The sequence below is a fragment of the Pseudomonas sp. JS425 genome, from assembly GCF_018223845.1.
Lineage (GTDB): Bacteria > Pseudomonadota > Gammaproteobacteria > Pseudomonadales > Pseudomonadaceae > Aquipseudomonas > Aquipseudomonas asiatica.
This window is the reverse complement of the sequence record NZ_CP073661.1, coordinates 5670802-5692185: the sequence shown is the minus strand read 5'-3', so window position 1 is coordinate 5692185 and position 21384 is coordinate 5670802. Positions and strand designations below refer to the sequence as shown.

Sequence of the window (21384 nt, the reverse complement as noted above, 5' to 3'; positions counted from 1 at the left end):
CGAAAGGGCCGGTAAGTCCAGTCACAATGTCAGGGTCAGGCCTTTGACCAGTGCCCCCGGCAAATGACTCGACCCGGTACTGCGCTGTCCATAGGTACTGGTCGACAGGATCATCTCGCGCTCGCTTGTCAGGTCCTCCAGCTGGCTGCCGAGCAAGCTGTACAGGCTGTCATCGAAGCGCATGGTGCTCACCGGGCCCTGGATCTGCCCGTTCTCCACCCAGAAGGTGGCGAAGCGGGTTAGTCCGGTCATGCGTGCCGCCGGCAGGTCGGAATAGTTCAGGTACCACAGGTTGCTGATGTACAGCCCGGTACCGAGCCGCTCCAGGATTTGCTCGCTCGGCAGGCTACCTGCTGCCAGGCTCAGCGCACACGGCGACTCGTAACTATCGGCGCCATTGGCCAGCAGCTCGAACTCGGCCGCACTGCGCGCACTGATCAATCGCTGCCGGGCCTCGCCTTGCTGGATCAACGGCACATCCAGGCGCGGCGAGCCTTCATCGGAAAACGCAGGGCTCAGCGAACCGCTGACCTGCTCGGTGAAACTCACCAGCGGGCTCAGCCGCGCATCGCCGTTGTACAGGCGCTGCAGGGCACTGTTGCCAGTGGCCAGGGCCTGTGCGGAAAAACCGCCCCAGCACAGCATGCCGGCTATTTCGTCCATGGCCGCCGGGGCCAGGTAGGCGCGGTAGCTGCCAGGCTTCAGCGTGACGGCAGGGCGGCCAAGGAAACCCAGCTGTTCCCGCGCCTGGCGCAGGCGTGCGGTGAAGTCGTCGGCGCTCCACACTTGCCCGGCATAATTGGCCTTTACCGCCTCGCCGTTTTCGTGGAACAGGCTCCAGTCGAAGTTGAAGCTGTTGGCCTGGTGCCAGCCGAAGGCCCCGAACGAGCTGGCGAAGCCCCGGCAGATGGGGCCGGCGGCGTAGATGCCGACAAGGTCCAGGTCGCCGGCTTCACGCTCGAGCAAGGTCAGCACATCGCTCAGTTCGGGCAGCGGCTGCTCCTGCTGGCTGTGGCTGTGCCAGGCGCTTTCGTCCAGGCGCAAGTACGGATCGACCGCCAGCAATGGCAAGGTCTGGCGCAGTTGCTCCAGGGCCGTGAACAGACGCTGGCTATCCAGTTGCGTGTCACCACTCAAGGTCACCTGTTGCTCTGCCTGGCGGCCATCGCGGATCAACCGCAGTTGCGCGCCGGCCTGGTTCACGGTGCCGGCCTGGCGCACCTTGGCATGGTTGAAACGCACGAATTGCGACTGTTCGGCGCTGTAGCCGAGGGTGAACTGTTCGCCCGTCTGCAGGGCTTTGCGCACATCCCCGACCAGGGTTTCGAAAGCTTGTTTCATCAGGCGTCTCCTCCGAATACGTCGATCTGGCGGAACACGCAGGCCGGCGAGGCATGCCCCACCCGTACCACCTGGTTGGGTTCGCCCTTGCCGCAGTTGGGCGTGCCCAGCACCTGGAAGGTACTGCTGTCGCCGACCGCCGCCAGGTTGCGCCAGAACTGCGCGGAGATGCCACGGTAGTTGGGGTTCTTGACGATGCCCTTGAGCTCGCCGTTTTCGATCAGTTGGCCCCATTCACAGCCGAACTGGAACTTGTTGCGAGCATCATCAATGGACCAGGAACGGTTGGTGCGCATCAGGATGCCGTGCTCGATGCCCTTCACCAGCTGATCCAGGCTCTGGTCGCCCGGCTCGATGTTGAGGTTGGCCATGCGGTCGATCGGCGCACGGTTCCAGCCGCAGGCGCGGCTGTTGGCCACGCCGTCGAGGCCGGAGCGGAACTGCGACAGCGCACCACCCAGCGGGCGCAGCAGCAGGCCATCGCGGATCAGGAACTGCTTGTTGGCCTGGGTGCCGTCATCATCGAAACTGTAGCTGGCCAGCTCTTCGCCGATGGTTGGGTCGAAGGTCACGTTGAGCAGCGCGGAGCCGTACTGCAGGTGGCCGAAGTCATCGGCTTTGACGAAGCTGGTGCCTGCGTAGTTGCGTTCGTCGCCGAGAATGCGGTCCATCTCCAGCGGGTGGCCGATGGATTCGTGAATCTGCAGCATCATCTGGTCCGGCATCAACAGCAGGTCGCGCGGGCCGCTGGGGGTATTCGGTGCCTGCAGCAGCTGCAGCGCCTCGTCGGCCACCCGGCGGGCAGCGCCGATCAGGCCGCAGCGCTCGATGACCTCGAAGCCGCCCTGCTGGCCGAAGTTGTCGCGGCCCAGGCTGCGGCTCTGGCTGTCCTGGCCATCGCTGGCGGTCACGCCCAGGCCCGGGAACAGGAAGCGCTGGGCGTGGCGCAGCTCGGCGCCGGCCGAGTTCAGGTAGGTCTGCTCGACCAGGCTCAGGCCCAGGCCGGCCTGCCAGTCCACCAGGCGGCTGTCCTTGGGCACGCTGGCCGATTCGGCAGCGAGCAGGCCAAGGCAGTCGGCAAGGTTGGGCACGGGTTGGTCGAAGTTGGGCGAAATGTGGTCGTGGCGTGCGCTGGTCACCGGTTGCTCGCGCAGGTCCAGCAGGTTGTATCGGGCGATCTGCCGGGCCAGCGCCTCGGCCTGCTCCAGGGCGCGCTGCAGGCCGGCCTGGGACAGGTCGGCGGTGGCGGCATAGGCTTCCACGCCATTCACCCGCACGGTGAGCATGGCGCCCTCGTCCTGGCTGAAGAAGGGTGGTTCCGCGACGTTGCGGCGAACCGACAGCGCCTGGTGCGATTGTTTCACATGGCGCAGGGAAAACAGCTCGGCCTTACTGCGCAGCGCGGCAAAGCGCTGGCGCAGCAGGGCGCTGGTATCGAACATGTGGAAGCCTCCGTGTACACGGTGGCTCCCCCTTAGAACCACTCGTCCTGCATGGCGAGGCAAGTGTCGTCGCGCGCCTCGAGCAATGCCAGCTCATTATGGCAGCCAGGTACCTCCCAGGTCAGGAAATAACGCGCGGCCTGCAGCTTGCCGAGGTAGAAGTCGCGGTCGGCGGGTTTGCCCTTGAGCAGGCCGAGTTCGGCATGGATCGCCTGTTCCAGCCAGCGCCAACCGATCACGCAATGGCCGAAGGCCTTGAGGTAGAGGGCCGAGTTGGCCAGGGCTCCGGCGACTTTGCCCTGGGCCAGGTCACCCAGCAAGCCCAGGGTCACACCTTGCAGGCGGTTGACCAGTTGCTCCAGCGGCTGGCGCAGTGGGTCGAGGTTCGCATGGTGGCTGGCGCGCTCGCCGGTGGCAGCGATCGACCGGATCAACTGCTTGAGGCCGGCACCATTGTTCTGCGCCAGCTTGCGGCCCAGCAGGTCGAGCGACTGGATGCCCTCGGTGCCTTCATGGATCGGGTTCAGGCGGTTGTCGCGGTAATACTGTTCTACCGGGTACTCGCGGGTGTAGCCGTGGCCCCCGAGGATCTGGATCGCCAGTTCATTGGCCTTGAGGCAGAACGTCGAGGGCCAGGATTTGACGATCGGGGTCAGCAGGTCGAGCAGCTCCTGCGCCTGCTTGCGGGCGTTGTCGTCGCTGGCAGTCTGGGTGTCGTCGAACAGGCGCGCGGCATACAGGCCCAGGTCGAAGGCGCCCTCCACGTAGGCCTTCTGTGCCAGCAGCATGCGTTTCACATCGCTGTGCTCGATGATCGGCACTGCGGGGCTGTGCGGGTCTTTGTTGTCCGGCAACCGACCCTGCGGGCGCTGACGGGCGTATTCCAGCGAATACAGGTAGCCGGCGTAACCGAGCATCACTGCGCCCATGCCGACACCGATGCGTGCCTCGTTCATCATCTGGAACATGCAGGCCAGGCCCTGGTGCGGCTGGCCGACCAGGTAGCCGACGCACTGGCCGTTGTCGCCGAAGTTCAGCGCGGTAGAGGTAGTACCGCGCCAGCCCATCTTGTGGAACAGCCCTGCCAGCAGCACATCGTTGCGCGGGCCACGGCTGCCATCTTCGTTGACCAGGTACTTGGGTACGATGAACAGCGAGATGCCCTTCACGCCGGGCGGAGCATCCGGAAGCTTGGCCAGAACCATATGCACGATGTTTTCCGACAGCTCGTGATCACCGCCGGAGATGAAGATCTTGTTGCCCTTTAACCGGTAGCTGCCGTCACCGGCAGGTTCGGCGCGGGTGCGGATATCGGCCAGTGACGAGCCAGCGTGGGGTTCGGTCAGGGCCATGGTGCCGAAGTAGCGGCCTTCGATCATCGGCTGTAGAAACAGGCGTTTCTGTTCATCGCTGCCGAAGCTCTCGATCAGGTTGGCCGCGCCCATGGTCAGGAACGGGTAGGCCGTGGTGCCGGCGTTGGCCGCCTGGAAGTGGGCGAAGCAGGCCTGCGAGACCAGGCTCGGCAGCTGCATGCCGCCGGCTTCGAAGTCGCGGTTGGCGTTGAGGAAGCCGGCTTCGAGAAAGGCGTCGACGGCGGGTTTCACTTCGGGGATCAGTTCGGCGCGGCCATCCACGTAGCGCGGCTCGTTTTCGTCGGCCTTGCGGTTGTGCGGGGCGAAAAATTTCTCTGCGATGGTGCGGGCAGTCGATAGCGCCGCGTCAAAGGTTTCGCGGTTGTGCTCGGCGAAGCGCGGGCGCTGGGTCAGGGCCTCGGCCATGAGGACTTCGTAGAGTTCAAAGGCGAGGTTGCGAGAGCTGAGTAAAGTCTCGTCCATGTCGGCAGTCCTGGGATACGGTAATTCAGCTTGATACTGTATCGGTACTGGCGACAAGGACGATTGATCGAGGTGATGATCAATATGAGTTACCGCAAATATCGCACTATGTGCCTACCTAGGAACCGAGCGTAAAAAACATCCTGCTCTGGGTAGTGAGTTTGTTTAATTTGGTGGAGCTGTCAGGGCGTGTTATCGATTTTGATCTCAGTGAGTACGTAGGGCGAAACGGTTTCATCGGTGGTGGCGATGATTTGATAAGCGTCGTTGTATGCGGTGGTCACGAGAGCTGTGTGTAATGCCTTCATGACGGTTTTGTCCCTGACGACGCAGGATCGAATATTACCTGCGGCGTTATAAAGATTGGTGCTAACCTGATCTTGCTCGGCAAAGAGGCTTATTTTTTTAACATTGAATTCGGCCATGGCGGCATTCCTTCCTGAAATGGTTCAAGGTCTTTTAGATAAGATTTGCTCTGCGCAACGTATGGCGAGCAACTTTGAGTCTCGGCTGACTTAGAGTTCAGTTCGAAAAATCACCTATCCTGATTTTTTCCAACAGTTGTGGATGGCCACTGGTCGTGATCGTGGCAAAAACCTTCAGTGGCTTGCCGGGCTGCAGCACAGACTTTGCGGTGTGAACGGCGTCCATCACGTTTGTATCCCGAACTACACAGCTTTGCAGCGGCTCGTCAGGTGAGTAAAGGTTGGTCCAGATTTCACCTGCATATTGTTCTTTGACGAAGATCGTGATGCCGGTAACTTCTATTTCTTTTCTCATTCTTTTCTCGCTACAAGTTATTTGAAGTGGTGCGAGGCAAATGATGTCTCTTTGAGCGAGGCGGTAAAACTAGCACTTGTGCTAGGTTGAGAAACCTTAGGTGATAGAGACGAGGTTGCACTGTGCGCGGTATATTCGTCTGCCAGGAATTTATTCTTGGAAATAAAAAAGGAGAGCCGAAGCTCTCCTTTTTTCGTTAACAACCCTCAGCGTCAGCCAATGGTCATCAAGCTGGCATTACCACCGGCAGCAGCAGTGTTCACACTCACCGCCCGTTCGATCACCAGGCGCTCCAGCGCAATCTGGTGGTCGCCGCTGGACAGCCCGTGCACACCCACGATCGCCCCGGCACGCTTGGCCACCTGCTGGCATACGCCGCGCAGTTGATCCGAGTCGCCATGGTGGATCACGGCATCGAACGCCACTTCATCCTTGTTCCAGTCCGCCACCAATTTGACCTTGGCCTGCAACTCTCGCGGCAGGCGGACACGCAGGGCTTTGCCCGGCTCGCCGTCCGCCCATACCGCCGAGCTACCAACGGCCAGCACTGCGGCAAACTGCGCCAGCAGGTCAGCTTCGTTATCGGCCAGGCACAGCACGTGCTCACGCGGCAGGATGGTGTAGCTGTTGCGCTCGCCGGTCGGGCCTGGCAACAGGCGGGCGATGCCGCTCTGCGACTGGCTGGCGAACTGGCTGCACAGCGCAGCCAGGTCGGCCAGCTGGTTGCTCTCGGCCCATGCCTTCAGGCCGTGCAGCGGCTTGATCAGCTGTTCGTGCAGGGCGCGGTCAGGCTTGCCTTCGCCGTCCTGCTGCTGGAAGTGGCGGCCAATCGCGTCGGCCGGGCGGGTCGACAGCAGGCGGTACAGGTACAGCGGGCCGCCGGCTTTCGGGCCGGTGCCGGACAGGCCTTCACCACCGAACGGCTGCACACCCACCACTGCACCGACGATGTTGCGGTTGACGTACATGTTGCCGGCGTTGGCGGTTTCCACCACCTTGGCGATGGTCTCGTCGATGCGGGTGTGCACGCCGAGGGTCAGGCCGTAGCCGGAGTTGTTGATCTGCTCGATCAGCTGGTCCAGGTTGCGACGGTTGTAGCGCACCACGTGCAGCACCGGGCCGAAGATTTCACGCTTGAGCTCGTCAAAGCTTTCCAGCTCGATCAGGGTCGGCATGACGAAGGTGCCGCGCTTGAGCTCGGCAGCATCGGCAATGGCCACCTGGTAGACCGAGCGACCTTTCTCGCGCATGCCCTGGATGTGCTTCTCGATGCCGGCTTTGGCTTCGGCGTCGATCACCGGGCCAATGTCCACGGCCAGGCGGTCCGGGCAGCCCAGGCGACTTTCGGCCATGGCACCCTTGAGCATTTCGATCACGCGGTCGGCGGAGTCTTCCTGCAGGCACAGCACGCGCAGTGCCGAGCAACGCTGGCCGGCGCTGTCGAAGGCCGAGGACACCACATCGATCACCACCTGCTCGGTCAGTGCCGAGGAGTCGACGATCATCGCGTTCTGGCCGCCGGTTTCGGCGATCAGCGGGATCGGGCGGCCCTGGTTGTCCAGGCGGCCGGCGACGTTGCGCTGCAGCAGGCGGGCCACTTCAGTGGAACCGGTGAACATCACGCCCTTGACGCGCTCGTCACCCACCAGGCCGGCACCGACGGTTTCACCGCGGCCAGGCAGCAGCTGCAGCACGCCTTCAGGAATGCCGGCTTCCAGCAGCAGGCGCACGGCCTGGGCAGCGATCAGCGGGGTTTGCTCGGCCGGCTTGGCCAGTACGGGGTTGCCGGCGGCGAGCGCTGCGGCTACCTGGCCGGTGAAGATCGCCAGCGGGAAGTTCCACGGGCTGATGCATACCACCGGGCCCAGCGGGCGGTGGGCGTCGTTGCTGAAGTCGTTGCGTGCCTGCACCGCGTAGTAGCGCAGGAAGTCCACGGCTTCACGCACTTCGGCGATGGCGTTGGCGAAGGTCTTGCCGGCTTCGCGGATGAGCAGGCCCATCAGCGGCTGGATTTCGGCCTCCATCAGGTCGGCGGTGCGCTCCAGAATGGCGGCGCGTTCGGCCGGCGGGGTGGCCTGCCAGATCGGAGCGGCATTCAGTGCGCACTGGATGGCGTTGTCGACGTCGGCGACCGTGGCTTCCTGAACATGGCCGACCACGTCGCGGTGGTCCGCCGGGTTCAGGACCGGTGCGGCGGCGCCTTCGCTGGCAGCGCAGGCCAGCAGTGGCGTGGCTTTCCAGTCGTTGTGGGCGGTGGCCAGCATGGCGCAGGACAGCGATGCCAGGCGGTGTTCGTTGGCCATGTCGATGCCGGCCGAGTTGGCCCGCTCGCTGCCATACAGCTCACGCGGCAGCGGGATGCGTGGGTGCGGCAGGCCGATGCTGCCTTCCTGGGTGCCCATGCGCTCGATGCTGGCGACCGGGTCGGCGACCAGTTCCTGGATGGAGATCGAGTGGTCGGCGATGCGGTTGACGAACGAGGTGTTGGCGCCGTTTTCCAGCAGGCGACGCACCAGGTAGGCCAGCAGCGTTTCGTGGGTGCCGACCGGTGCATAGACGCGGCACGGACGGTTCAGCTTGCCTTCGGAAATCTTGCCGACCACCTGCTCGTACAGTGGCTCGCCCATGCCGTGCAGGCACTGGAACTCGTACTGGCCCGGGTAGTAGTTCTGACCGGCAATGTGGTAGATGGCCGACAGGGTGTGGGCGTTGTGGGTGGCGAACTGCGGGTAGATGGCTTCTGGCACGGCCAGCAGCTTGCGGGCGCAGGCGACGTAGGACACGTCGGTGTACACCTTGCGGGTGTAGACCGGGTAGCCTTCCAGGCCTTCGACCTGGGCGCGCTTGATTTCGCTGTCCCAGTAGGCGCCTTTCACCAGGCGGATCATCAGGCGGTGGCGGCTGCGCTTGGCCAGGTCGATGACATAGTCGATCACATACGGGCAGCGCTTCTGGTAGGCCTGGATAACGAAGCCGATACCGTTCCAGCCGGCCAGCGAAGGCTCGAAGCACAGGCGCTCGAGCAGGTCGAGCGACAGCTCCAGGCGGTCGGCTTCTTCGGCGTCGATGTTCAGGCCGATGTCGTACTGCTTGGCCAGCAGGGTCAGCGACAGCAGGCGCGGGTACAGCTCTTCCATCACGCGCTCGTACTGGGCGCGGCTGTAGCGCGGGTGCAGCGCCGACAGCTTGATCGAGATGCCCGGGCCTTCATAGATGCCACGGCCATGGGAGGCCTTGCCGATCGAGTGGATGGCCTGCTCGTAGGACGCCAGGTACTTCTGTGCGTCGTGCTCGGTCAGTGCGGCTTCGCCGAGCATGTCGTAGGAATAGCGGAAGCCCTTGGACTCGAAGCGGCTGGCATTGGCCAGGGCTTCGGCGATGGTTTCGCCGGTGACGAACTGCTCGCCCATCAGGCGCATGGCCATGTCGACGCCCTTGCGAATCATCGGCTCGCCGCTCTTGCCGATGATGCGGGTGAGCGAGGAGGTGAGGCCGGATTCGTTGTGGGTAGATACCAGCTTGCCGGTCAGCAGCAGGCCCCAGGTGGCGGCGTTGACGAACAGCGACGGGCTGTTGCCCAGGTGCGGTTGCCAGTTGCCGGTGCTGATCTTGTCGCGGATCAGCGCATCACGGGTGCCTTTGTCGGGGATGCGCAGCAGGGCTTCGGCCAGGCACATCAGTGCCACGCCTTCCTGGGACGACAGCGAGAATTCCTGCAGCAGGCCCTGAACGATGCCGGCACGACCGCCAGCGCTCTTCTGGTTACGCAGTTTTTCGGCGATGCCGGCGGCCATCTTGTTGGTCGCTTCGGCCAGCGGGGCGCTCAGGCGCGCCTGCTCCAGCAGCATCGGTACCACTTCCTGTTCGGGGCGGCGGTAGGCGGCGGTGATCGCCGAGCGCAATACCGACTGCGGCAGGATACTCTCGGCGAACTCAAGGAAGCACTGATGGCTGTGGTCAGGTTGGACCTCACCGGCGTCGTCGGCCAGGTTGCTGGCATGGCCGTTGAGTTCGGTCAGGGTGGCACCACCCTCGAGCTTCTCCAGGTAGTTGAAGATCGCTTGCTTGATCAACCAGTGCGGGGTGCGGTCAATCGACTGCGCAGCTGCCTTGAGTCGCTCACGGGTCGGGTCATCGAGTTTGACCCCAAGGGTGGTCGTCGCCATTTCTTATCCTCGTTATTGCCACGGTTGTGGCCTAAGCTGACGCCAAGAGTAGCTGTAGGACAATTCAGGTGCAACCAGGTGCAACCCTAATTTTTTGCGGAAAAGGTGCAACTCGTCCGACAGCCATTTCCATGTCCTGAAAAGGGTGGTTTTCGGTGTGTTTTATTCTGAAAAACGGGTTTTTTGCTCCAAAAGGGAGCAAAAAATCAGATTTTTCGGAAAATGCACGGGGAGGTGCAACTTGCAAAGGAAAAATGGTTGCACCCGCTTTGCGTTGTTGCATACGATTCGCCGCCTGGGTGCAACCGCCATTGCCGCGGTTGTGCATGACATAAAAACAAACGCCAGGGCACACGCATGGGCAATCCACTAACGATCACTTTCGTGGTCTATATCGCCGCAATGGTGCTGATCGGCTTCGCCGCCTATCGCTCCACCAATAACCTTTCCGACTACATCCTCGGCGGTCGCAGCCTGGGTAGCGTGGTCACCGCGCTTTCCGCCGGCGCTTCCGACATGAGTGGCTGGCTGCTGATGGGCCTGCCGGGCGCCATCTACTTCTCCGGGTTGTCCGAAGCCTGGATTGCCATCGGCCTGACCGTCGGCGCCTACCTGAACTGGTTGTTCGTTGCTGGCCGCCTGCGCGTGCAGACCGAGCACAACGGCGATGCACTGACCCTGCCGGACTACTTCTCCAGCCGCTTCGAAGACAACAGCGGCCTGCTGCGGATCATCTCGGCCATCGTGATCCTGGTGTTCTTCACCATCTACTGCGCCTCCGGCATCGTTGCCGGTGCCCGTCTGTTCGAGAGCACCTTCGGCATGTCGTACGAAACCGCCCTGTGGGCCGGTGCTGCTGCGACCATCGCCTACACCTTCATCGGTGGTTTCCTGGCGGTGAGCTGGACCGATACCGTGCAGGCTTCGCTGATGATCTTTGCGCTGATCCTCACTCCGGTGATCGTGCTGATCTCCACTGGCGGCTTCGATACCACCTTCGCTGCCATCGATGCGGTCAACCCGGCCCACTTCGACATGTTCAAGGGCGCCACCTTCATCGGCATCATCTCGCTGATGGGCTGGGGGCTGGGCTACTTCGGTCAGCCGCACATCCTGGCGCGTTTCATGGCTGCCGACTCGGTGAAGTCGATCGCCAAAGCCCGCCGCATCTCCATGACCTGGATGATCCTGTGCCTGGTCGGTACCTGCGCCGTAGGCTTCTTCGGCATCGCCTACTTCTCGGCACATCCTGAGCTGGCAGGCCCGGTCACCGAGAACCACGAGCGTGTATTCATCGAGCTGGCCAAGATCCTGTTCAACCCATGGGTCGCCGGTGTGCTGCTGTCGGCCATCCTGGCGGCGGTGATGAGTACCCTGAGCTGCCAGCTGCTGGTGTGCTCCAGCGCCCTGACCGAAGACTTCTACAAGGCGTTCCTGCGCAAGAACGCTTCGCAGGTCGAACTGGTGTGGGTCGGCCGCCTGATGGTGCTGGCCGTCGCCCTGATCGCCATCGCCATGGCCGCCAATCCGGAAAACCGCGTGCTGGGCCTGGTAGCTTATGCGTGGGCCGGCTTCGGTGCTGCCTTTGGTCCGGTGGTGCTGATTTCGGTACTGTGGAAAGGCATGACCCGTAACGGCGCACTGGCCGGTATCGTGGTGGGCGCACTGACCGTGATCCTGTGGAAGAACTTCGACACCCTCGGGCTGTACGAAATCATTCCGGGCTTCCTGTTCGCCAGTATCGCCATCGTCGTGGTGAGCAAGCTGGGCAGCCCGTCGCAGGCAATGGTCAAGCGCTTCGAGACTGCTGATGCGGCGTATCACGCTGACAAGTAATACCCGTTGAGTCGGCGGCGCCTGCTTCGCGGGTGAACCCGCTCCTACAGGGATTGCACAGAACTCAAATTCTGTGAGGTGCCTGTGGGAGCGGGTTTACCCGCGAAGAGGTCACCGCCGATCAGCAGCCAGGCCTGACTCCGCCTGCAAGGCAAGGTAAACTTGCCACCCCCGCAGGAGTTGCCATGAACTATCGTCACGCCTTCCACGCCGGCAACCACGCCGACGTCCTCAAACATATCGTGCTGACCCGCCTCATCGCCCTGATGTCGCGCAAGGAGCAGCCGTTCGCCTATATCGATACCCACGCAGGGCTCGGCCTTTACGACCTGCAGGGCGACCAGGCAACCCGCACCGGCGAGTACCTGGAAGGTGTCGCCCGCCTGTGGAATCGCGATGACCTGCCGGCCATGGCTGACGACTATTTGCGAATCATCAAGCGTCTGAATGCCGATGGCGAGCTGCGCTACTACCCCGGTTCGCCCGAGCTGGCTCGCCGTCTGATGCGCCAGCAGGACCGCGCCCTGCTCAACGAGAAGCATCCCGAAGACGGGCCGCTGCTCAAAGAGAACATGAAGAAAGACCCGCGCGTGTTCGTGCACCTGGGTGAAGGCTGGCATGTGCCGCGGGCCTTGCTGCCGGTGCAGGAAAAGCGCGCGATCATGTTGATCGATCCGCCGTTCGAACAGGCTGACGAGCTAAAGCGCTGCACTACCGCCATGAAAGAGGCGATCGGCCGCATGCGCCAGACTGTCGCGGCCATCTGGTACCCGATCAAGGACCAGCGCTCGCTGACCCGCTTCTACCAGGACCTGACCAGCACCGGCGCACCGAAACTGCTGCGGGTCGAGTTGTATGTGCACCACCAGGACAGCCCGCAGGGGCTCAACGGCTCCGGTCTGGCCATCGCCAACCCGCCGTGGGGGTTGGAAGAAGAGCTCAAGGAGCTGCTGCCATGGCTGGCCAAAGAGCTGGCACAAACCGCCGGCAGCTTCCGCATGGACTGGCTGATCGCCGAATAAGCATTTGCCTTGGGGTATCTGTGGGGGCGGGCGTGCCCGCGAAGCAGGCGCTGCGGTGCATGGCACCAGCTTTGCCGGTGTTCGCGGGCGCGCCCGCTCCCACAGGTTAATGCAGTGCCTATCCTGATGTTTGCGTTATAATCCCGCCCTTTAGCCGCCACCCGCCCAAGAGGCCGCTGGCGCATTTCTACCGAATGAAGAGGCTAATCCCTTGGCATTGACGATTCTTGGCCTGTCCGGCGCCCTTAGCCATGACCCTTCCGCGGCCTTGTACATTGACGGCAAACTGATTGCCGCCGCCGAAGAAGAGCGCTTCGTGCGTGACAAGCATGCGAAGAACCGCATGCCCTACGAGTCGGCGAAGTTCTGCCTGGAACAGGCTGGCATCAAGCCATCCGACGTCGACGTGGTAGCCATCCCGTTCGCCCCGATCAGCCTGTTCGGCAAGGCGCGCTGGCACTATGCCAAGCGCTACTGGTACGCCCCGGATCGCGCCCTCGACGCTATACTGATGGGCAACCGACGCTACAAGCGCTACCGCAAGAAGATCGTCTGGTGCCTGGAACAACTGGGCTTCGACCCGAAAAAGGTCAAGATCGAGCCGGTCGAGCACCACCTGGCCCATGCCTCCAGTGCCTACCACTGCTCGGGCTTCAAGGAAAAAACCGCAATCCTCGGCATCGACGGTAAGGGCGAATACGCCACCACCTTCTTTGGCTACGGCGAAAACGGCAAGATCCACAAGATCAAGGAATTCTTCGACCCGGACTCGCTGGGCGGCCTGTACGGCGCAATCACCGAGTTCCTCGGCTTCGAGATGCTCGATGGCGAGTTCAAGGTCATGGGCATGGCGCCGTATGGTGACGCCAGCAAGTACGACTTCTCGCGTCTGGCCAGCTTCGAAAACGGCGAACTGGTGATCAACACCGAATACGCCAACGTCATTGGCCTGCGCCGCTATAAAGAGAAGGGCAAGGGCTTCTACTTCTCGCCGAAGCTGATCGAGTGGCTGGGCCCCAAGCGCGAAGGCGACATCGCCGACGAGCCGTACATCCATTACGCGGCCAGCATGCAGGCGCTGTTCGAAAAGATCGCCCTGCAGATGATCGACCACTACCTGGGCGACGTGCTGCGTGAAACCGGCAAGCTGGCGTTTGCCGGCGGTTGCGCGCTGAACGTCAAGCTCAACCAGAAGATCATTGCCCGCCCAGACCTGAAAGAGCTGTTCGTCCAGCCGGCTTCCGGTGACGCCGGTACCGCCGTGGGTGCTGCCGCCTACGTTTCCCACGCCCGTGGCGTACCGGTCGAGAAGATGGAACACGTCTACCTCGGCCCTTCGTACTCCAACGAAGATGTGATCGCTGCCTGTGCCCGTCACCCGAACGCGCCGAAGTGGCGCAAGCTCGACGACATGCCGCAGCGCATCGCCAAAATCATGGTCGACGGCAACCCGGTGGCCTGGTTCCAGGGCCGCATGGAATTCGGCCCTCGTGCCCTGGGCGGCCGTTCGATCATCGGTTGCCCGAGCGTGCCGGGCGTAGCCGACCGCATCAACGAGCAGATCAAGTTCCGCGAACGCTGGAGACCTTTCTGCCCGTCGATGCTCGACACCGTCGCCCCGCAAATGATCAAGGTCGACCACCCGGCGCCGTTCATGACCTTCACCTTCGAAGTGGCTGAAGAGTGGAAGACCCGCGTACCGGAAGTGGTCCACGAAGACGGCACTTCGCGTGCCCAGGTGCTCAAGCGCGAGTACAACCCGCGCTACTACGACATGATGAAGGCGCTGGAAGACCTGACAGGCAACGGCGTGTCGCTGAACACTTCGCTGAACCGTCGTGGTGAACCGATGATCTGCTCGCCGACCGATGCCCTGAACATGTTCTTCGGCTCAGACCTGCAGTACCTGATCATGGAAGACATCCTGGTTGTGAAGGACGGCGCGGCCCCGTATGACCAGCCGCTCTGAACCGCGCATCCTGCAGTTCTGCCATGGCTATGACGGGCCGTTCCTGGACTGCGCCCGTCAGTACGCCAGCCTGTTCCAGGGGCGTGGCTACCAGGTCACCACGGTGTTCCTCACCGGCGCCGCCGACCCGCTGGTAGCGGCAGGCTGCGCCTCGGACGAGGTGCTGTTCCTGGAGTTCAGCTCCAAGGCCGTGCGCGGCCTGAAACTCGGCGCCATCCGTGCATTGCGGCGGATCGCGGCCGAGCGCAATTTTGCCTTTTGCATTGCCCATCGCTTCAAACCGATCTACGTGGCGTTGCTGGGCACCGGCTTGCCGGTGATCGGCGTGCACCATGCTTTCGGTGACTACGAGCGCAAGGGGCGACGCATCTTCGCCAACCTGTTCAGCAAGCGTCTGAGCTTGCTGGGCGTGTCGGACGCAGTGCGTGACGACATGCGCCGCTGTCTGCCGCAGTGGCCGGCAGAACGTATCCAGACCTTGTATAACCGCATCGACATCGACGCCCTGCAAGCAGCCCTGGTTCCACGCGCCGAGGCCCGTCAGGCCTTGGGGCTGGACGCACAGGCGTGGATTGTCGGTAACGTCGGGCGCCTGCACCCGGACAAGGACCAGGCCACCCTGCTGCGTGGCTTTGCCGAAGCGCTACCGGGGCTGCCGGCTGGCGCCCGCCTGGCAATCATGGGCAAGGGCCGCCTGGAAGCCAGGCTCAAGGCACTGGCCGCCGAGCTGGGCATTGCCGGGCAAGTGGACTTCCTTGGCCAGGTGCCGGATGCGCGCCGTTACTTCCAGGCGTTCGATGTATTCGCCCTGAGCTCCGACCATGAGCCGTTCGGCATGGTCCTGCTCGAAGCCATGGTCGCCGGTGTGCCGGTACTGGCCACGGCCTGTGGTGGTGCCCGCGAAGTGGTCGAGGGTGTTGGCATGCTGTTCCCGCTGGGCGATGCGGGGCAATTGGCCCAGGGTCTGAAACACATGGCTGTGCTCGATGGGCAGCAACGCCAGGCCTGTGCCGAGCACATGCTGCAGCGCCTGCGTGAACGCTTTTCCGACCAGGCGGTGCGCGAAGCATTCTGGCAGCTTCCGCAAGTCCGCGCGTTGGTGGGGCAGGCCTGATGCTCAACCGTATCCAGGCCTTCCGCGAACGCGGTTGGCAAGTTATCGACGCCAAGGCCTATGCCGAGGCATGGGCCCGGTTTGGTGGCAGTGTCGCCACCCATCCTCTGGTGGTCGAGCAGCTGGCGGACCTGGCGCAGATCCCTGTGCGTTACCTGGGCTGGCACCAGGCCGGCGAGCTGAAAGCCGCCATTCCTACCTGGGGGCGCCACCTTGCGCTGTCCAAGGACGTGCTCAAGCGTGCCGGCAAAAAGGCCCTGTTCGATCTGGGCAACGCCGAGATCATCCTGCCGGCGGCGGCCGACGCCGCTGCACCGTTGCGCCATGCCGCGCGCTACCTGTCCGAACTGAACCAGGGCCGCTTCAGCGGCCTCAAGGCGCAGAAGGAACAGCTGGCCATGGCCCGCGCCCATGAAGACCTGTCGAAGAAGTTCCGCTACAACCAGCGCCGCGAACTGCGCCTGCTGGAAGAGGCGGGCGGTGTGGTGCGCCCGATCGGCGACTTCAGCGCGCAGGAAATCGCCAGCATGTACTGCGACCTGTTCCAGCGCCGCTGGGGCTTCCCTGCCACCGGCGCCGAGCGCATGGCCGAAGTGCTGGAACGCCTGCGCGAGTTGCTGATCGGCTCGGTGCTGCTGCTGGACGGCAAGCCGATTGCCATCCAGCTGGTTTACCGTGTCGAAGCGCCGGAATGGATCAGCGTCGAGTACATCAATGGTGGTGTCGACCCTGAAACCAAGGCCTTCAGCCCCGGCAGTGTGCTGAGCTTCCTCAATACCCAGGCCGCCTGGGAAGACGCCCGTGCACGCAACAAGCCGCTGCGGTTCTCGTTCGGCCGTGCCGACCGCGAGTACAAGGACCGCTGGTGCAACCCCGTACCGGTGTATCAGGCGTGAGTCGCAAGCAGCAGTTGCTCAAGCGCCACCGGCGCAACAAGCGCCTGGGCCTGTTGGCGGGCCTGGTCGCGCTGGTGGCCATAGGTGCGTTCAGCTGGTGGTGGTTGCCACTGCTGCTGTTGCCGCTGTTATGGGCGGCTCACGAGGCCTGGTTTGCCGACCACCTGTTCTACGCGCCAGGCGAGGACTACGCCTACGACTTCGGCGAGCAGACCCGGGAGGCTCCTGCCAGCCTGAGCGGCGGCTTGCTCAAGGCTGAGTGCGTGCTGCAGGGCAACGAAACCCTGGTCCTCGAGCTGCGGGTAAAAAGCAGCTGGCTGGGGCGCTTCCTGGACCCGCAGGTCGAGCTGGTGGCTGGCGAGCATGCCGACCGGCAAACCTTCGAGCGTGGCGTCGATGGCGTGCGCTTCCTCAACCTCACCGGCCTCGCCGCACCTCTGCAGGCTGGCGCGTTGCGCCTGCGTGGCCGGCATTGCCGGCTGGCGGGCCAGCCGCGCTTGTGGATAACCCCGGCGGTCGAGCTGCAACGGCGCCGGGTGATGGTGATCGCGCCGCATGCCGATGATGCCGAGCTGGCCGCTTACGGCCTTTACAGCCAGGCCGACGAAACCTGGGTAGTGACCCTGACCGCTGGTGAAATCGAGGCCGAGCACTATCAGCAGATGGGCTTGGCAAAGGCCGAGGCCGCGCGCCTGAAGGGCCGCCTGAGGGCCTGGGATAGTGTCGCCGTGCCACGCTGGGCCGGTGTGGCGGAATCGCGTTGCGTGCAGCTGGGCTACTTCTGTCTGCAACTGCCTGCCATGCAGGCTGCGCCAGACCAGCCGGCCGCTTCTCGCGAGGCCGACCTCGCCGACATTCGCGTATTCCGCCGATTCAACCCGTTCCCGCTGCCGGCCGATGGCGATGGCGCGCCGACCTGGCACAACCTGCTCGCCGACCTGCGGGCCTTGCTGGAAATGGCCAGGCCAGAGGTGCTGGTGATGCCGCACCCGCAGCTCGACCCGCATCCCGACCACATCTGTGCCCAGGCTGCGGTGCTGGAAGCCTTGCAAGGCCTGGCCTGGCAGCCGCAAACCCTGCTGTGCTACGCCAACCACTTGCATGACAACGACCGCTGGCCGATGGGCGACAGTGGTGATGGCGTGGCCCTGCCGCCACAGCTGGACGCTGTCCAGGCCTGGGCTCCTTGCAGCCTGGTACTGGACCTTGCGACCCAGCGCGACAAGGCCATGGCCCTGGGCATGATGCACGACCTGCAGCCGCCAGCACCGTTCAAGCGCCGCCTGCGCCGCTTGTTGCAGCGCTGGTTGGCCGGGCGGCACCCGTCGCCTTACGGCGAGAACGAATTCTTTCGCAAGGCCGTGCGCCGACATGAACTGTTCTGGCGGCGTGAGCTGTAGCCGCGCCCCATGGTTGACCGCGATGGCGCAGAGCGCCCAAGGAACCCAATGAAAGTCCTATTTCTGGTGCAGAAGGAACAGCGGGCGATTCTCGACCGCCTGTACGATGGCGTCGCGGCCAACTGCGAGTGCGACTTGCGCTGGCTGACCAGCGAAGACCAGCGCAATCTGCGCCGCTATTTCAAGCGCGAAGTGCAGGTCGAGCGCTATGACCGCATTGTCTTCTTCCTGCGTTTCAAGCAGGAAATCCGTCAGGCGGCATTCATCCGTACCGTGCCGAACCTGGTCATACTCGAGCACGATGCCTACCAGAACTACATCCCTTGCAAGTACACAGGCAAGTTCAGCGCCCATTACCGCAAGTTGCCCTGGGCGCGAGTGATCAGCTCAGGCTACATGGTCAGCGAGCGCCTTCGTCAGGAAGGTTTCGACGCCGTGTTCGTGCCCAAGGGCTACGACGAGCAATTGCTGGCCGACCAGGGGCGTGAGCGCGACATCGAACTGGCCTTCGTCGGCAGCACCAACAGCGTGGCCTACAGCGGCCGCAAGGCATTGCTGGACGAGTTGGGTCGGGTCGAGAACCTGGTGGTGACCCGTACCAAGTCGGGGGAAGATTACTGCAACACGCTCAACCGGATCCGCTTCTTCGTCAGTGCCGACGTTGGCATGGGCGAATACATGATCAAGAACTTCGAAGCCATGGCCTGCGGCTGCGTGTTGCTGGCGTATGACCAAGGCGAGGAAGAGAACCGCGCGCTGGGCCTGCAGGACATGCACAACGTAGTGTTCTATGACAGCATCCCGACCCTTCAGGAGAAGCTCCGCCGTTTGCGTGCGGACCCTGAGCTGGCCCGGCAGATTGCAGAAAATGGCCGCCACCTGGCGGTTTCCCGTTTCAGTTTCGGGGCAGTTGGACGTAGCATCGTCGACCACATGCGCCCGGCGCTCAGGCCCCATCCGCCGTTGTCTGCATGGCAGCGGCTGCGCCTGAAGCTGGGCATCTAACATTAGAACTTTCGCGCCTACGGAGCGGGCGTTGAAAGTCGATAGTCGCAATGCGGAGGGAGTCCGGTGCGCTTTTCAAATGAGAGTGACGTCACGCTCGTCGTGACCAGTTGTGGGCGGTTCGATCTGCTCAAAGACACCCTTGAGAGTTTCGATCGCTACAATACCGCGCCCATTCGCGAAGTGTTCATCACCGAAGATTCCGGTGACGATGCCGTGCATGCCGCTGTGCCTGAGCACTGGAAACCGCACTGCAAGGTGTTCGTAAACCGGCCCAAGTTGGGGCAGTTGCCGTCTATCGACCTGGCCTACAGCCATGTCAGGACGCCCTACATCTTTCACTGCGAGGACGACTGGCACTTCTATCGCCAGGGCTTCGTCGAGGACTCTCGGGCCATCCTGGAGGCCAGCCCCGACCTTTTGCAGGTGTGGCTGCGCAGCCATGCCCATGACCTGGCCATCCACAGCCCGTACATCCACCTGGGGGATCGCCGGTTGATCGCCGGTGTGCCTTGCTACCCGCTGCTGTCCGATAAGGCCGAGTGGCAGGCATTTTCGCTCAACCCCGGGTTGCGCCGTTTGAGCGATTACCAGCGTTGCGCGCCATTTGCCGCCTATGCTGGAGAGAAGGCACTTTCCCGACGCTATGCTGAGTTAAATCTGACAGCGGTCACCTTGGAGGGTGATGCAGTATTGCACACTGGATTTGGTAATCACGTGACCTTGCCCATCGAAGTGGAACGCAAGGCCAAACGTCGTAAGCGTGATCGGATAAAGTTGGCATTGACGCTGGTGGCGGGTGCCGTGATTGGCATGGGAATCACCATTTTTGTTCAATGAAGTCGCTGTCCCACCTTACGTGAGCGGGAGAGGGCCCATGAACATCGTCAATATGATGTGGGCGGGTGGATCGCCGTACATGTCCATCCACAAGGTGCATCGGCAGATTCTGTCACATGCGGGTGCCGATGCCCGGATCAGTAATTGGCTGCTGCTGGGTAGCGGACTCTGCTGTGGGCTTGGTTCGACCCGGGAGTGGCATATGCCGTCACGGGCGCTGAAAGGGCGGCACTTCTGGCGCCTGTTGCGCCCATGGTTGCGAATGCGTTTGCGCAAGGCTCTGAAAGAGGCACAGGCTGAAGTCGTGCTGATCGACGGTGTCGGTGTGGCGCGGTTGGTGTTGCCATTGATGCATCAAGTTCCGCAAGTACGTGCCAAGGTGCTGTTCCATGGCAAGACGCGTCTGAGTGCCAGCGATGTTCGCCTGCTGCGTATGTTTCCGGTCGAGCGGCTGAGTATTGCCGCCGTTTCACAGACACTTGCCACGTCACTCGAACACGATCTGGGCAGGCCGGTGCAGACCTTGCGCATGGCCCTGGACCCGCTGGCTTTCGCCGAACCGTTGTTGAGCAGGGATGCGGCCAGGCAAGCCCTGCAGCTGCCACAGGTAACAGGGGTGATGCTGGGCGCGGTCGGGCGACTGGTGGAAAGCAAAGGTTTCGAGATGCTGATCGAGGCGTTCGCCAAGGCCTGTGTGCGGCAGTCGGACCTGCAGTTGGCAATCATCGGCGAAGGCCCTCTACGTGAGGTGCTGCAAGCCCGTATCGACGCGCTGGGCCTGGCCGGGCGCGTTCACCTGAGTGGTCACCGCGATGACCTGCAGCGACTGTATCGGGCATTCGACTGGCTATTGGTGCCTTCACGTTCTGAAGGCCTTGGGCTGGTGGTGCAGGAGGCGGTCATGGCCGACGTGCCGGTGGTATGCAGCGACCTGCAGGTGTTCCGCGAGCAGTTGCAGGACACCGGTGGCTACCTGCCCGTTGCCGATGAAAATGCCTGGGCCGAGGCGATCGAGCGTTGCTCGGTTATCGGTGCCCCGGCGGTAGCAGCCCGGCAGCGCCAGGCGCTGGCCCCGGAGCAGGCCTGGCAGGCGTTCTGCAACGGCTCGCAGAGCCTTTTGCGCAGCTGACGCTCAGCGCGCGAGCAAAGCTGCCTCGAAGGCGGCAAGGGGGAAGCGGTCGCCCAGGTTCTCCCGCTCGATATAGCGCACCATATGCTGCACATTGCGCCGAATCATGCGCGCCGACAGTGGTGGGCGCAAGAAGCGCATGTCGGCCACGTCGATCAGGCCCAACTGCTGGTCGGGTGTGACCACTACATTACCCAGGTGCAACGAGCGGAAATACACGCCGCTGCGGTGCAGCTGGCGGATCAGTTCGATCAGGCGTGGCAGATAGGTATCCCAGCTGAAACCCTCATCGCGCGACATCTGCAGCAAGGTGCGCCCTGGCAGCGGGCGGTACAGCACGGCGGTACGCCCTGGCAGGTCGAGCTTGTGCTGGCTGATCACCTTCAGGGTGGGGATGCCCAGTTGTGCAAGGCGTGCGGCGTTGTCGACGAAGCGCTGCGAGTACGGGCGCAGCAGTGCAGATGAAATCAGCCGCTTCCTACGAAAAACCTTGAGGAAATTACCATCCGCGAGCAGGTAGACTTTGGCGCCATGGCTATCTGCCTCAAGCACCTGTGCGCCTTGTGTCAGCTGATCGAAGTCGACCTGGGGGAGCCGGGAGCATTGCAT

17 protein-coding genes are annotated in these 21384 nt (G+C 62.9%); 9 read left to right on the top strand and 8 right to left on the bottom strand.

The genetic code is table 11. The features are described from left to right. Positions 1 to 21 precede the first annotated feature (21 nt). The 7 genes from KDB76_RS26185 to KDB76_RS26155 all read right to left on the bottom strand — a co-directional run bounded on the left by KDB76_RS26185 (position 22) and on the right by KDB76_RS26155 (position 9847). Positions 22 to 1341, bottom strand: coding sequence for a TldD/PmbA family protein (locus KDB76_RS26185; protein ID WP_023661529.1), 1320 nt, complete (start codon positions 1339 to 1341; stop codon positions 22 to 24). Continuing rightward, entirely contained in the window at positions 1341 to 2783 is a 1443-nt protein-coding gene (locus KDB76_RS26180; RefSeq protein ID WP_013974487.1) for a TldD/PmbA family protein, read from the bottom strand. The genes KDB76_RS26185 and KDB76_RS26180 overlap by 1 nt, the downstream gene beginning before the upstream one ends. Before the next feature lie 32 nt (positions 2784 to 2815). Then, positions 2816 to 4618: an acyl-CoA dehydrogenase gene (locus KDB76_RS26175; RefSeq protein ID WP_038410180.1), complete on the bottom strand. Its 1803-nt coding sequence runs from the start codon at positions 4616 to 4618 to the stop codon at positions 2816 to 2818. 182 nt (positions 4619 to 4800) lie between these two features. Then, entirely contained in the window at positions 4801 to 5043 is a 243-nt protein-coding gene (locus KDB76_RS26170; protein ID WP_038410179.1) for a hypothetical protein, read from the bottom strand. Between the two features lie 97 nt (positions 5044 to 5140). Then, entirely contained in the window at positions 5141 to 5398 is a 258-nt protein-coding gene (locus KDB76_RS26165) for a hypothetical protein (RefSeq protein WP_038410178.1), read from the bottom strand. Positions 5399 to 5610: 212 nt separating this feature from the next. Next, a complete protein-coding gene (gene putA / locus KDB76_RS26160) occupies positions 5611 to 9564 on the bottom strand; it encodes a trifunctional transcriptional regulator/proline dehydrogenase/L-glutamate gamma-semialdehyde dehydrogenase (protein ID WP_024087825.1) in 3954 nt (1317 codons plus the stop codon). Between the two features lie 64 nt (positions 9565 to 9628). Further along, entirely contained in the window at positions 9629 to 9847 is a 219-nt protein-coding gene (locus tag KDB76_RS26155; protein ID WP_128637173.1) for a hypothetical protein, read from the bottom strand. Between the two features lie 74 nt (positions 9848 to 9921). On the opposite strand from KDB76_RS26155, the gene putP reads away from it, so the two are divergent. The 9 genes from putP (at position 9922) to KDB76_RS26110 (ending at position 20775) form a co-directional block, all read left to right on the top strand. After that, positions 9922 to 11400, top strand: coding sequence for a sodium/proline symporter PutP (putP, locus tag KDB76_RS26150; RefSeq protein WP_023661766.1), 1479 nt, complete (start codon positions 9922 to 9924; stop codon positions 11398 to 11400). Between the two features lie 185 nt (positions 11401 to 11585). Beyond that, positions 11586 to 12422 carry a 23S rRNA (adenine(2030)-N(6))-methyltransferase RlmJ gene (gene rlmJ, locus KDB76_RS26145; protein ID WP_013974483.1) on the top strand — a complete coding sequence of 279 codons (837 nt, stop codon included), beginning with the start codon at positions 11586 to 11588 and terminating at the stop codon, positions 12420 to 12422. A 211-nt stretch (positions 12423 to 12633) separates the two neighbouring features. Continuing rightward, complete coding sequence (locus KDB76_RS26140; protein ID WP_013974482.1) at positions 12634 to 14391, top strand: carbamoyltransferase; 1758 nt, start codon at positions 12634 to 12636, stop codon at positions 14389 to 14391. After that, the gene (locus KDB76_RS26135) at positions 14375 to 15505 is read left to right on the top strand and encodes a glycosyltransferase (RefSeq protein WP_038410177.1); all 1131 of its coding nucleotides are present in this window, start codon (positions 14375 to 14377) and stop codon (positions 15503 to 15505) included. Before KDB76_RS26140 ends, KDB76_RS26135 begins: the two co-directional genes overlap by 17 nt. Then, the gene (locus tag KDB76_RS26130) at positions 15505 to 16401 is read left to right on the top strand and encodes an antimicrobial resistance protein Mig-14 (protein WP_013974480.1); all 897 of its coding nucleotides are present in this window, start codon (positions 15505 to 15507) and stop codon (positions 16399 to 16401) included. Before KDB76_RS26135 ends, KDB76_RS26130 begins: the two co-directional genes overlap by 1 nt. After that, on the top strand, positions 16398 to 17801 hold the full coding sequence (locus tag KDB76_RS26125; protein WP_013974479.1) for a PIG-L family deacetylase: 1404 nt from the start codon (positions 16398 to 16400) through the stop codon (positions 17799 to 17801). The genes KDB76_RS26130 and KDB76_RS26125 overlap by 4 nt, the downstream gene beginning before the upstream one ends. A 48-nt stretch (positions 17802 to 17849) precedes the next feature. Then, positions 17850 to 18806 carry a glycosyltransferase gene (locus tag KDB76_RS26120; protein ID WP_015272035.1) on the top strand — a complete coding sequence of 319 codons (957 nt, stop codon included), beginning with the start codon at positions 17850 to 17852 and terminating at the stop codon, positions 18804 to 18806. Between the two features lie 66 nt (positions 18807 to 18872). Beyond that, positions 18873 to 19646, top strand: coding sequence for a hypothetical protein (locus KDB76_RS26115; RefSeq protein ID WP_024087823.1), 774 nt, complete (start codon positions 18873 to 18875; stop codon positions 19644 to 19646). A gap of 37 nt (positions 19647 to 19683) precedes the next feature. After that, complete coding sequence (locus KDB76_RS26110; RefSeq protein ID WP_013974476.1) at positions 19684 to 20775, top strand: glycosyltransferase; 1092 nt, start codon at positions 19684 to 19686, stop codon at positions 20773 to 20775. Positions 20776 to 20778: 3 nt separating this feature from the next. On the opposite strand, the gene KDB76_RS26105 is transcribed toward KDB76_RS26110, so the two are convergent. Continuing rightward, positions 20779 to 21384, bottom strand: a complete 606-nt coding sequence (locus KDB76_RS26105; protein ID WP_013974475.1) for a hypothetical protein — start codon at positions 21382 to 21384, stop codon at positions 20779 to 20781.